13 protein-coding genes are annotated in these 12,927 nt (G+C 50.6%); 4 read left to right on the top strand and 9 right to left on the bottom strand.

The genetic code is table 11. The features are described from left to right. Window positions 1-15: 15 nt before the first annotated feature. A complete protein-coding gene (locus tag G544_RS21245) occupies window positions 16-2,859 on the bottom strand; it encodes an autotransporter outer membrane beta-barrel domain-containing protein (protein ID WP_051155544.1) in 2,844 nt (947 codons plus the stop codon). A gap of 868 nt (window positions 2,860-3,727) precedes the next feature. On the opposite strand from G544_RS21245, the gene G544_RS0102885 reads away from it, so the two are divergent. Continuing rightward, a complete protein-coding gene (locus tag G544_RS0102885; RefSeq protein WP_027273190.1) occupies window positions 3,728-4,630 on the top strand; it encodes a LysR family transcriptional regulator in 903 nt (300 codons plus the stop codon). A 49-nt stretch (window positions 4,631-4,679) separates the two neighbouring features. Here the strand turns inward: G544_RS0102885 and G544_RS0102880 are convergent, their stop codons facing one another. After that, window positions 4,680-5,138, bottom strand: coding sequence for a (R)-mandelonitrile lyase (locus G544_RS0102880; RefSeq protein WP_027273189.1), 459 nt, complete (start codon window positions 5,136-5,138; stop codon window positions 4,680-4,682). Window positions 5,139-5,458: 320 nt separating this feature from the next. Here G544_RS0102880 and G544_RS0102875 point away from each other — a divergent pair, with 320 nt between their 5' ends. Next, window positions 5,459-6,445, top strand: coding sequence for an aldo/keto reductase (locus G544_RS0102875; protein WP_027273188.1), 987 nt, complete (start codon window positions 5,459-5,461; stop codon window positions 6,443-6,445). A 52-nt stretch (window positions 6,446-6,497) separates the two neighbouring features. Here the strand turns inward: G544_RS0102875 and G544_RS0102870 are convergent, their stop codons facing one another. The 6 genes from G544_RS0102870 to G544_RS19820 form a co-directional block, all read right to left on the bottom strand. Next, window positions 6,498-6,932, bottom strand: coding sequence for a DUF2501 domain-containing protein (locus G544_RS0102870; protein WP_027273187.1), 435 nt, complete (start codon window positions 6,930-6,932; stop codon window positions 6,498-6,500). A gap of 59 nt (window positions 6,933-6,991) precedes the next feature. Continuing rightward, entirely contained in the window at window positions 6,992-7,795 is an 804-nt protein-coding gene (locus tag G544_RS0102865) for an ATP-grasp domain-containing protein (RefSeq protein ID WP_027273186.1), read from the bottom strand. A 9-nt stretch (window positions 7,796-7,804) separates the two neighbouring features. Further along, window positions 7,805-8,371, bottom strand: coding sequence for an RNA 2'-phosphotransferase (gene kptA, locus G544_RS0102860; protein WP_027273185.1), 567 nt, complete (start codon window positions 8,369-8,371; stop codon window positions 7,805-7,807). A 14-nt stretch (window positions 8,372-8,385) separates the two neighbouring features. Next, window positions 8,386-9,135, bottom strand: a complete 750-nt coding sequence (locus G544_RS0102855; protein WP_027273184.1) for an SDR family NAD(P)-dependent oxidoreductase — start codon at window positions 9,133-9,135, stop codon at window positions 8,386-8,388. A 127-nt stretch (window positions 9,136-9,262) separates the two neighbouring features. Then, entirely contained in the window at window positions 9,263-9,724 is a 462-nt protein-coding gene (locus tag G544_RS0102850) for a WapI family immunity protein (protein WP_428829219.1), read from the bottom strand. Between the two features lie 19 nt (window positions 9,725-9,743). Further along, window positions 9,744-10,892 (bottom strand): tetratricopeptide repeat protein, encoded by a 1,149-nt coding sequence (locus tag G544_RS19820; protein WP_051155541.1) that lies wholly within the window; start codon window positions 10,890-10,892, stop codon window positions 9,744-9,746. Between the two features lie 169 nt (window positions 10,893-11,061). Here G544_RS19820 and G544_RS0102840 point away from each other — a divergent pair, with 169 nt between their 5' ends. Together G544_RS0102840 and G544_RS0102835 are read left to right on the top strand one after the other, a co-directional pair. Continuing rightward, a complete protein-coding gene (locus G544_RS0102840; protein WP_027273182.1) occupies window positions 11,062-11,643 on the top strand; it encodes a flavin reductase family protein in 582 nt (193 codons plus the stop codon). A gap of 181 nt (window positions 11,644-11,824) precedes the next feature. Further along, window positions 11,825-12,526, top strand: a complete 702-nt coding sequence (locus tag G544_RS0102835; protein ID WP_036023083.1) for a transporter substrate-binding domain-containing protein — start codon at window positions 11,825-11,827, stop codon at window positions 12,524-12,526. A gap of 27 nt (window positions 12,527-12,553) precedes the next feature. Here the strand turns inward: G544_RS0102835 and G544_RS0102830 are convergent, their stop codons facing one another. Beyond that, window positions 12,554-12,898 (bottom strand): hypothetical protein, encoded by a 345-nt coding sequence (locus tag G544_RS0102830; protein WP_027273180.1) that lies wholly within the window; start codon window positions 12,896-12,898, stop codon window positions 12,554-12,556. Window positions 12,899-12,927: the final 29 nt, after the last annotated feature.

The raw sequence follows: 12,927 nt of genomic DNA, 5'->3' as shown, positions 1-12,927 counted from the left end.
CCCGATCGGTGATAATCAGAAGCTGTACTTAACCCCTACAATGGCCAGAGTGTCGCTGTAGCCTTCTCCACCCAACTGCTGAGCCACGCTGCCCCACATGTTTAGGTTCTTGTTTAAGTGGCCTTCAACGCCGACTTTCACTTCGCCGATATTGCGAGTGCCGGCCTGATAGTCGGAAGCATCGTTCATCGTCACGCCGAAGTTTTTGCTGTTGTATATCCAGTTGGCTTCTACAAACGGCTGGAATACTCGGCCGGTGCGATCGTCTATTTCACTGTGGCCTTGCGCATAGGCGCGCAAACCTAAGCGTGTAGACAGGTTATCGCCGGTGCCGGTCACCTTCGTGCCGTTAACTTCGCGATGCGTATCGGCGTGAACGCCCATCCAGGTTAGCTGGGCTTTAGGCTGCAGCCAGTAGCTGGCGCGCTCATTTTCTCCCATTTTAAAGCTGTAGCCCGTTTCAACCGAGGCCAGCCAACCCTGAGAGTCATAGCTTTCCTGAGCGAGGCCGTCGCCCTGAACGGTATTGTCAAACCAGGCGTACTGCACCCAGCTGTCGACGTACAGCCCGGATTTGTCTGCCTGATTGGCGTACCAGGTACCGTACAGGCCCAGCGCATAGCCGTCCACCTTGTTTTTGGCGCGGTAGTCAGTGTATTTCGCATGGGTGTTGCCCTGAACGTGGCCATAACCGGCCATAGCGCCCAGATGGAAACGGTCAAGCCCGTTGCTGCTCCATTGGGCAACGTCACCGCCGATTTGCACGACGTAGCGATTGGCCTGGGTTTTCGTTTGACCGGACTGCGTTCTGCTGCGATTGTGGCCACCTTCCTGACGCAGCCACATGCTGGTGACCTTAGCTTCACCCGTCAGGTAGTCAGTATACTGCGTCTCGCCTAAACGATCGTGTAGCCGCGTCGTAAACAGGGTATTTGCCGCGGCCAGGTTAGCGATATAGGCGCCGGTTTCAGGGCGGATAACCTTGGTGCCGTCTTCATTTTCTTCAGGCGCGGGATCCGGATCGGGGCCAGGCTCTGGTTCAGGCGTTGGCTCAGGAGTGAGCGTATTGACCAGATACCAGTTATTGCCCGATTTCGCCACGCTGTATTCATACGCACCGGCAACGACTCGATTTCTCAATTCAAATATGCCGTCTGACGCACCGGCAACGGTAATAATTTCGATGCCGTTCGTCGTTTTCGCTCCGGTACCGTTGTAGTTGTTGACAATCAGCCCCGTCGTGCCGGTTGTCGTACTTCCCTCTACAATCAGCTTATCGGTGGCGGAGTCATCGCCTCCCAATGCCGTGTTCATGGTTAAGAGCCCGCTGCCGACGTAATCACCGTGAACGGTCAGCGTTTTAAACGCTCCGCTGTCGTTCGGAGCCATAAAGTTGACGTGGCCCCGATCCAGCGTCAGGCTTGTGACCCAGGAATTCCCCGTCATGTTCCAAACGGCGCGATCGGAGATATCCATATTGACCGTGCCCCTGCTGGTTGAACTTGAGGTAGAGGTATAGCTGGCCGCCGTTAAATAGGAGTTGGCATTGTCCATCGTCATGTTGATGGTACCGCCGTTAATGGCGCCGATATCCCCAACAACCTGTACAACGCCAGCGCCCAATGAGTTAACGTCAATCTGACTGTTTGCCCCTCGGGAATAGAGCGACCAATAGACGTCGCTATTGTCATTCAGAATAAGTCCCTTTCTTACGTCGACTTTACCGCCTGCCGCCGCCTCTATTCCAGCAATATAGCGAGCTTCGGTATCCGCTAATGAAATAGCTAAATCATCGCTAAATACCGCTTTACTCGTGCCAATGCCGCCGTCATAGACATAGACTGCCCTGGTTGTGTCTACGCCATTTTTCATAACGATATTGGTTTTTCCGTTCAGATGCGCCTGGCTTTCCCACACGTATAGGCCGGTATTGTAGTAACCGCCGTTGCTGCTTATAGCAACGTCTGCGTTAGCCTCTAAAACGGTTTCGTCCGTCAGTGAGACGGTTCTCAACCAATAGGGGTCTATCCATCCGGCATATTCATGCTGGTAGCCGGGGCGTGTCCCCAAAGGCGTTAAGTTTTCACCAATCAGGACAACGGTGTCATTACTGTTAAACGTGATATCTGTCGCCATAAGGTCTAGCGCTCGACCACCGCCGACTTCGCCAAAAAGGTTATTCTCATCGCCCCGCACGATGGCTTCAATTGACGTCTTGCCGGTAAACTCGATAACGTTCCGAGTTCCGAAGTAGTCGCTTGAAAGCCCGGCTAAAATGCCCTGGCTACCTTTGAAAATGATAGAGTCAGCCTCAAATTTTGCGGTATTCACGACGTTATAGGCCGTGGGATTGCCGGAACCGGTCGTTCCGGCGAAATGAAGCGCCAGCTCGTTGGCATCGATATAAATCCGATCGGCGTTAACGTCGACGCTACTCCCTGCCGCTACGACGATACCGACTCGCCGATCGATAGAATTAGCGCCCGGATCGCCGTCAACGCGGATAACGAAGTCCCCGCCGTCGAACGCCAGCTCTCCTTTATAAAGGCCTATCCCCCAGCGGTGGGTGTTAACCAGACCAGCCTGCGGCATCAACACGGTAAGGTTAATTTTATTATCCCCATCGCTTTTAAAATCAAACTTGCCGCCAGCTCCAGCAAACAGGCCATAAACGTTTGAATAGCTGTTGGTCACTTCATTGCTTACTACGACGTTGCCGCCGGTAAAGGTCATGATCCCGCTTCGCGTACCGTTTTTATAGGCATACAGCGTAGAGCTTTGGTTCGACGTATTATTATTGAAGCCTCTTATCGTTAACGTCTTGCCTTCATTGATATTAATGTTTACTGCGCCATTCATCGTATTGATGATAGCCCTTTGGTTGGCCGAGCTCCCGGTATATCCTGAGGCGTTTAAAGTAACATCGCCGTTGCTAACGGTATGATTTCCACTAGTAATAGAGCTAATACTGCTCGTATAGTTCTGGTTCGTTAATTCTGCCGCTTCTATGAATGGACTACAAAAGAATGAGCCACCTAACACCACCGGCATTACTTTTTTCCATTGTTTTTTCATTATATTATTATTCTCCATTTTAATTATAAAGCGTGTTTCTACTTGGTGGTCTAAACTAAAAAAACGACAGTTGCCCATACAAAGAAATGAGCATAAAGATCCGAAAAGACCTGATAGCAGGCGCGCTTATCAGCAGTGAAGACGTTATTTTTTCGAGGAAAATAAAGGGCGTGTATATAAGCGAGTTCATAAGCATCCTTCCTGATGACATTCATCCCTACACCACGCATTTAAACACGATCGAATATATTGTGCAAACCACATGAAATGGATTAATGGTTTGGTTGTTGTTTAAATTTAAGAAATTAACTCTGATTTGTAGTTAAAAATCAACATCAACGTGGTATATTGGTTTAGTATTTAGCTGATAACACTTTTTTAATTCACCAGCTTTATATTTAGTCCATATTTTTATTTTGTGATAATTGCTTCATGAAAAAGAAAATTGAATGTGAAACATGCGGAAAATTTTTAATAAAACCACCGTTTTTTTATAACCATTTGGAGGTGTTTTTTTCAATGGTCGTTATTTATTCAACCTTTTAATTCACTTTAACCGCTACGAATAAAAATAATTTCCATTTATGAGTTAAGTTCATAGTTAACCCTATATACTTATATTCCTCGGCTTGTTTTAAGGGAGTGACGCTCTGTGCTAAAAGAAAATTTCAACGATCTCATTGCGTTTCTCGTCGTCGCGCAGGAAAAGAGTTTTACGCGGGCGGCGGCGAAACTGGGCCTGTCTCAGTCGGCGTTAAGCCATTCCATGCGAGGCCTTGAAGAACGTATGGGCATTCGCCTGCTTACGCGCACAACGCGCAGCGTGTCTCCTACCGAAGCTGGTGAAAGCCTTATTGATCGTATCGGTCCTCATTTTCAGGATATTGAAACCGAGCTGAACATGCTCAAGGATATGCGCGACGTTCCCGCCGGTAATATTCGAATTACCGCTGGAGAGCACGCTGTAGACCGCGTTCTATGGCCGATTTTAAAGGATTTTTTAGCCAAATGGCCGGACATCAACGTAGAAGTTACTGTAGATAACGCCTTGATGGATATCGTTACACAGCGCTTTGACGCTGGGATCCGATTAGGCGAAGCCGTTGCAAAGGACATGGTAGCCATACCGGTAAGCCCGCCGATGAGAATGGCGATTGTGGCATCTCCCGAATATCTCAAGCGCTATTCTGCCCCGCGCGTTCCGGCCGATTTGCAAACGCATCGCTGCATTAACATGCGCCTTCCTACTTCCGGCGGCCTGCTCCCATGGGAATTTTCTCAGCAGGGAAAAGCCCTGAAAGTACGCGTTGAAGGCCAGCTTACGATAAATCCGCTGGCTCACCGAGTTGAGGCGGCAAAAGCGGGTCTGGGTTTAGTTTACATCCCTGAGGACGTTGTAGCGCGGGAGCTGGAAGACGGTCAGCTGATACGCGTTCTTGACGAATGGTGTGAGCCGTTTCCTGGCTACTACCTGTATTATCCCAGCAGAAGGCAGCATACGACCGCCTTTTCACTTTTTATTGAGGCTATACGCTACGGCGGTTCAGAGCCATAAAACGGACTCGCCGCAGCCTGGCGCAACGAGCCCTTCAGCGGGATATGCGTTAGCATTCGCCCTTATACTGTTTGTCATCGACCTTCTCAAGCCACTCCACTGCGCTCCCGTTAAGGGATTCCGCAATGGCTATATGCGTCATGCCCGTTTCGGCGGTTGCGCCGTGCCAGTGCTTAACGCCTTCAGGGATCCAAATGATGTCTCCGGCGTTTATTTCGCGGACAGCCTTACCCCATTCCTGTATCCATCCTCTTCCCTGCGTAACGATAAGCGTTTGTCCAAGCGGATGAGTGTGCCATGCGGTGCGCGCTTGGGGTTCAAACGTTACCGTCGCGCCGCCAACGCGTGCAGGCTCCGTCGCTTGAAAAGGCGCGTCAATCCTGACGTTTCCGCTAAACCATGAGTCCGGCCCGGATACCGACGCCTGAGATCCGCTGCGCGCTATTTTTACTTTGTCGATTTCCGTGCAGGATGAGGCCCCGATGGCCATTGTTGATATTAATGTCATTGTGTTTCCTCGAACTGTATTTATAGGCCTTTTTCTACTCTTATCTTCATAAAAGTGAGATATATCGATTCACATAAACAAGATAGCGCAGTTATCGCAGGCGCATTACTTATTGAAATACGAAAGGAGCTATGAAATTAACTCATTAGTTAATCATTTATATTAAAAAGCAACGAATTAACCGCACCTTACCTGTCTCTATTGCTCATGAATTAAATTCATATCTTTATGTGGATTATCCTATCTAATCTTGTTACTAGGCCGGCGCTACACTCTGACTTCCCCTGTTTCTGTTCAAACTCGTTTGGAGGTATTAGCTTATGCAAAAGCGCATTCTTGGTAAAAGTCTGGAAGTCTCATCTTTAGGGTTTGGATGCATGGGGCTAAGCCACGGTTATGGCCCTGCAATCGATACAAAACGGGCTATCGAACTTATTCGCTCCGCCGTTGAACAAGGCGTGACCTTTTTTGATACGGCGGAAGTGTATGGCCCTTACCTTAACGAAGAGATCGTAGGCGAGGCGTTAAAGCCCCTTCGAAACCGCGTAGTTATCGCCACCAAGTTCGGTTTTACTTTTGGCGATGATAATAAGCAGCAAATTCTCAACAGTCGGCCAGAGCACATTCGTAAAGCGGTTGAAGGTTCTCTGCGTCGGTTAAAAACCGACGTCATTGACCTGCTCTATCAGCACCGCGTCGATCCAGCCGTACCGATAGAGGACGTCGCCGGTACGGTAAAAAAACTCATTGAGGAAGGTAAGGTGAAACACTTCGGCCTTTCCGAAGCCGGTGTTCAAACCATTCGCCGTGCCCATGCCGTTCAGCCCATTACCGCGCTGCAAAGCGAATACTCCATGTGGTGGCGGGAGCCTGAGCGGGAAATCCTTCCCGTACTGGAGGAATTAGGCATCGGCTTTGTACCCTTCAGCCCGCTGGGTAAGGGATTTTTGACGGGGACAATCAGCGCTGAAGCTACCTTTGGTCAAGACGATTTTCGTAGTCAGGTACCGCGATTTTCTCCTCAGGCGCTTGAGGAAAACCAGAAGCTGGTCGCTCTGCTAAACGACATCGCGGCTGAAAAAAGAGCTACGCCCGCACAAATCGCGCTGGCGTGGCTGTTAGCTCAAAAGCCGTGGATTGTCCCTATTCCCGGTACGACCAAGCCGCATCGCCTTACGGAGAACCTGGGCGCCGCGAACGTTGTGCTTGAACGTCAAGATTTGGCAAGCATCGCTCAGGCTCTTGACGCCGTGCAAATAACGGGAGAAAGATACCCGGCAGCGTTACAGGCGCGGGTCGGCCGATAAAAATAATGCCCTCAGGTTTGAGGGCGCTATTCTCACCGGCTTTAGCCATCGATTACTTGGAAATGTAGTTTATTCCCTGCGACAAAGCGACGTCGCAGGCCTTGGATTTCACCTTCTCTGCCAGCGCCGAATTGCCTAAGCTGTTGAGGTCGAGCGTCTTATTATTGTGAAGCGTGATAACGCCTTTAAGACCGTCCATATACTCCTGGTATTCCTTCTGCTTGCTGGCTTTAGGATCGCTTAGGCCAAGCTTATCCTTCAGCTTATTTTTGAGGTTTTCAGGATCGGTCGCCTCAACCAGCTTTCTTTTTACGCAATACTCCATCACACCCGCTGCGTTGCTCATGGTCTTTGCCGCGACGGCCTGCGTGCCGCCCTTTATCAGGCTGGTTAAAAACGCCAAAGAACCCCCTTTGCTTTCCCCAGCGGCATAGGCCGCTGAAGCGAGTAGTAGGCTTAGGGCTATCGTTGTTTTAGTCAAATTCATCTATTACCCATCCATTCGCTTTAAGAACTCATTTAATAATACATAACCAAAAGCCGCCCTTACGTATGGCTCAGACATTTACCACATAGCATCTGAACGAAGAGATTTACTGGCCATTCTTTAATGTCGGATACCTGTCCGTCACCTATCTCAACCAGCCTTAGCTCTCCGCTATCGTTGGCAACCATATCAATAGAGAAAAATGGACTGTCTATTTGACGGGCAATTTCGGTGACCGGTTCTGGAATACAGTTATCCGCTGCATGAACATTCCCTTGAAATGAAAAATAGCGCCTTTCAGTCTGGGCATCCAATTTCTCAACGCGACGTAGACAGATCCCCCCTTCAATTTCTCCTCGATACTGCTTTAGCTGCGCTGTAATGTCGTGAATTTCATCTACGTTACGCGCAATAGAACCTCGAGTTGTCGTTAATGATTTAACATAATCTTTAACAAAATAGGCTGGCCATCGGAGCGACGACGTCAAAGCATCAATGTCTGAATCTTTGCCAACGATGACTGTTTCTGGCGTGAAATCTCGACAATCTTCGTACCACCCAGGCAGATGGTGGCACCGAAGATAGTTTTCGATGGATGTCATCATATCTCCTCCCTGTCTTTCTACTGCAAGGGAGAAACTTCGATACTCATTTTCTTTCATCATCCAGCCGCGCCAAATAACCGGAACGCCTACATGAAATGATGAAGAAAAACGATATTTGCCCAGAGCTGCTGCCTCAGAATCGAGTAACAGGCAATGGATGCCGTTTTGTTTAGCGCATTGATATTCATGGACAAACGTTTCATCCGCTTCATCAGGATGAAACATGTCATTAGGATAGACGATTTGTACGGTTTCCAATTTTCTTCCCTATGGTTCCAAAAACGCCACTGCAACAAACGGCGTCAGCCACACGCCATTGTCGGCTTGATAAAACTTCAGCCCTTGCTTATGCATTTCTCCGGCTCTGACCGTCAGCACGACTGGCGAACCGTGTCGGCGCCCTACCGCTACGGCGGTTTCTTTGCAGTCGGAAAGGTGCACATAGTGCCTCGAACCAGGAACAAGCCCCTGTTCCTTTATCGAGTCGAGAAAGCGGCTGGCGGTACCGTGGAACAGAAATTCAGGCGGCGTCTTTTCTTCATAGGCAATAGACACCTGCTCCGTTGAATGCCCCTGAGCGGCGCGGATGCGCTTGCCGTCGTCGGAAAGGCTAAACCGCTTTTTAGCGTTAGTTTCTACAACCGTCGCAATAAGGGATGGCGTTAAGGTTTTTCCGGATGTCTTTGCGCGCTCAATGAGCGTATCAACATCCGCCCAGCCTTCCGAATCCAGCGTCATACCAATAGCCTCAGGCTTATGGCGCAGCACAAAGCTTAAAAACTTGCTTAGTTCCGTTAGCTGCTTTTCCATTATCTTCCGTTCCTCTTTCTTCATGCTTGCCAAAGCCGCTATTGTGACAGATATCCGCCGTCAATGGGATAGATGCCCCCGGTACAGAATCCCGACTTATCAGACAGAAGGAACATGATAAATTCGGCAACCTCCTCCATTTTTGCCAACCTTTTCATCGGGTGGCTGTCGGCAAAGCTTTTTAAAACGTTTTCCGGCAGCGCATTGACTCTGGGCGTGCCGACATAGCCGGGAGCAACGGCATTAACTCGAATGCCTTTATCAGCGAATTCCAGCGCAGCGGTTTGGGTTAAGCCAATGACGCCGTGTTTTGCTACCGTATAGGGTGCCAATCCAGCAATACCGACAAATCCATTTACTGCAGATAGGTTAACTATCACGCCCCCTTCGGATTTCAGCATTTCCGGTATCTCATATTTCATGCAGTAAAAAACGCCGCTCAGCGTTGTGGCTATCACTCTTTCCCAATTTTCTATCGTCTGCTCCGGCAGGCTTTTGTCGTGGTCGCCCGTCGTGCCCGCACTATTAACCGCAAGATCGAGCCTGCCAAAATAGCTAACCGTATCGTTAATTAGTCGTTCAACCTGCGCCGGATCGGACACGTCACACTGAATGCCCAGAACTCTCTCGCCATCCGGAGACAGGGATTTCGCTTTGTTCTCAACAAGACGTTTAGATCTTGATGCAATAACGACGCTGGCCCCTCGCTGATATAAGCAATCGGCCACCGCCTCGCCAATGCCATTAGTGCTTCCGGTGACGATCGCCACTTTACCGTGAAAATCCATAAAGCCTCCCATAACGTGTTTATGTAAACGGTTTATGAGAGCTTAACGCGCGGTTGTGACAGTTTTTGGCAGTAGGTTTATTGATGGCCGTACGCCTCGGCCCATACAACAAATGACTTGAGAATAGCTACCTATGTTTGCGAGTTGGATATTTCTCCATTGCCGCCTCTAACTCGGTCAAAATGGCTGAAAAAGCCTTTGCGTTTAGATTAAAAAACAGCTTCCAGCGCTTATCTCCAGATGATCCATAATAGCGGGTGTAAGCGCGCTTTAGGGTAAAAGGAGGCTTAATTTCGCACCCAAGCTCAACGGCTATGGTGACATTGTCACCTTTGTAGGACACATATTCCAATTCCAAACAGGGTTCAACAAAGTTCAATCGCGCAGAAGACGGCAGCTTTCTTTCCGACAGTGCAAGAAACCAATTATAGAGGCGAATCAGATCCCCCGTTTCTAGCGAAGGATCGACTTTATCAAACCGATCGCGCCCCTGTACGACGCCTACTTTTAATAAACACCAGTTGTCTTCTTCGTCGGCGGGGAACTGATAGCCCACGACGTCTAGCGTCAGGCTTACCGTTCCTTCGATATTTGTCAGTGCAAGAATATTAATTAACGTATTTCCCGTCGGGTGAAATAAATGTCTGACCGTAGGGTAAGCTTTCGGGCCGCATGGTTATGTCTGGCGCATAGCGGTCAAGGCGGATATCCATATTTTGCGCGGCGATCAGGCTTTGCTGAGCGCCTCTGTGCCCAAGTTCAGCCGCTTTGGTATACCAGTAAATGGCAAGCTCAGGTTCCGGATTAATCAGCTCGCCTTCCTGATAGAGAGCGCCAAGCAAAAACTGGGCATTGGCGACGCTTTGAGCCGCGAGCGTGTGAAGAATATCGAATGCCCTTTTGCGCTGCGCCGCATCACCGCTTTTTAAATAAAATATGACGAGATTGTATTGAGCCTCTGGGCTGCCCTGTTCCGCCGCCGTTTCACACCAGCGAAGGGCTTCTGCGAGATCCTTTCCTGCGCCATCTCCGTGCATATACCTGTCGCTCAGGTCAAGCTGGGCTAAAAGACAGCCCAGCTCGGCAGAGCGCCGAAGGTAGGAAAGCCCTCGTTCGGGATCTTCTCTACCGGCTTCACCAGAGTAATACATATGGGCCAGGTTGAATAAGGCGGAGGGATGGTCTTGCTCGGCGGCCAACTGATACCAGTAGACGGCCTGACACAGGTCAATTTCGACGCCGCCGCCCTGATGATACTCATACCCCAGCCGGAACTGTCCTTCACTCAGGTTCTTTAACGCCGACTGACGCCAGTATTCCACGGCTTTGGCCAAATCTCTTTGGGGAAAGTCTTCGGCGTAATATAGCGATCCTAGGGCGAACAGCGAATGGGCGACGCCGTCGTTTTCAACCGCCTCAAGGTACCAGAAGAGCGCCTGCGGATAGTCCCGCTCGACCGCCTCTCCCGTATGATACATCCGGCCAAGGTTGTGCTGTGCCTTTGCGTTGCCAAGCTCCGCCGCGCGGCGATAAAGCGACATCGCCCTTTGGCTATCGGGCGCGACGCCCTTACCCCGTTCATAAAGCAGCCCCAGGTTATTTTGCGCGTTGGTGTGCCCTTGCGACGCGGCTTTTTCATACCAGAAAAAAGCCTGAACAAAATCTTGCTGAGCCTCAAGGCGTTTAGCCAACAGGAACCGTTCTTCAGCGCTATCGGGAGACTCTCTGCGGGAAAAAAATCGGGTAATGAATTTCAACAATAATTCCTTTTATTTTGAGATCCGCTATCGCCGTAGTGTAGCGCAGCAGTATAAGAGAACGATACAGCCAATTGAGTGCGCTGGTTATTTTCACGACCTGTGGATATGATGAAGCGATCCGCTTTTTTAGTTTCTACCGCTTTAGCGCCATCGATAAGGAAAAGCCATGTCCCACTTTCGTCCCGTTGACTTAAAGCACGCCAGCCGTTTGCTAAACCACGGCCCAACGGTGCTTATCACTAGCCGAGATCCCCTATCGCAAAAGAGAAACGTGATGGCGGCCGCCTGGTCGACGCCGGTAGAATTCGCACCGCCCCGAGTGGCCATCGTTATTGATAAGAGCGCCTGGACGCGGGAGCTTATCGAAGCCAGCGGCGCTTTCGGCATCTGCATTCCAACCGCAGCCAGCGCGGATCTTACCTATGCGGTCGGCAGCGTATCGGGGCGCGAGGAAGACAAATTCAGCCGTTTTTCTATTCCATATCGGGATTCGCAAACGCTAAGCGTGCCGCTGCTTGAAGAAGGCTGTTCCGCTTGGTTGGAGTGTCGCCTTCTGCCGGAGGTCGGCGCTCAGCAAAAGTACGACACGCTGTTTGGCGAAGTGATTTCCGCATCGGCCGATGAACGCATTTTCAACCGCGGTCGCTGGCTGTTTGACTCCGCCGATCCTACGCTGTTTACGCTCCACCACCTCGGCGGCGGCGGCTTCGTCAGCGCGGGCCGCATTATTACGGCCAAGCCGCTATAGGCAAATTACGCCGGGCCACACCGGCCCGATAATTTATGCGTCCGATCTTCAAAAATGGCGTCAGGCCTGCGCTATGCGGACAGCACCGTTAACCTCCGTTACTGTGACCTGTGACAACTTTCCTACTCCACGTTCAGTGGTAATCTGAACGCTTTCAACAAATTGATTTCAGGGAAAATATATGTCGGGAATAAGTAATGAGCTTGCCCAAGCCAGCGGGCTGGGCTTTGCGATAAATCTGGGTAATCCGGTGCTGGCCTATCAGGAAGACGGACAAAAAGAGCCGGGTGGGATCAGCGTTTCTCTGGCCAGAAAAATTGCCAACGAGCTTGGGCTCACGCCGCGATTTCACCCCTATCCCACCGCCGGCAGCGTGGTCGACGACAGTGCCGCTAACCTGTGGGATATCGCATTTTTAGCCGTTGACCCCAAGCGAGAAGAACAGCTGGCGTTTACAACGCCCTATATCACGATTGAGGGCACCTGCCTGGTTCTTCGCAGCGCGGGCTGGAAAAGCGTTGAAGAAATGGACAAATCCGACGTGGTGATTAACGTTGGCAAGGGCGCTGCCTACGATCTTTTCCTAACCCGCTATTTAAAAAACGCCACGCTAAACCGCTGCGTTTCCTCACAGGAGGCCATCGACCGCTTCCTGGCGGGTGAAGGCGACATGGCGGCGGGCATCAGGCAACCTCTCGTTCGCGCCGCCAAGCTCAACCCGGACTTTGTCGTCCTGCCGGACAGCTTCACCACCATTCGCCAGGCGGTTTGCGTTCCTCGCGCCAAGCCGGAGCTTTTTGCTCGCGTCAGCGCCTTGATTGAGCGCTGGTTGCAAAACGGCGAGCTGGCGGAACTCATAGAGCGCGAATCGCGCGACTTTTAGCCAGACGTAAAAACGCGGCGCGGCGCTTTACTCCGCGCCCTCTTCTTCACGCAGATAGTCGTTCAGCATCGCTCCCGACGTATTAAAGCAGCGCTCAAACAGGCGAAGGCAGACGGAGTCCAAGCGCCTTTCGAACGCCTTTTTTCTGTGATTAAGCAGCAGAACGTAGCCGCCCATAATGAGGGTAAAAACCAGCATGGGAATATCCAGCACGCTGTTGACCAGTATCAGGTAGGCGTCAATGGCGACGCTTAAGAAAAATACGATAATAATTTTACGCAGCGAACCCTTAACGGTGTGGTACTCCGCCAGCAGTTCTGTAATTTGCGTCCTGCCGGGAACGCTGTGCTGCGCGTTTGCTTCTTCCGTCATTGATGACAATATCTCTTATAGTATTTAGA

The sequence above is a fragment of the Leminorella grimontii ATCC 33999 = DSM 5078 genome (assembly GCF_000439085.1).
Taxonomy (GTDB): Bacteria; Pseudomonadota; Gammaproteobacteria; order Enterobacterales; family Enterobacteriaceae; genus Leminorella; species Leminorella grimontii.
Note: the sequence above shows the minus strand (reverse complement) of the source record. Positions and strands in the feature narration are given on the sequence as shown.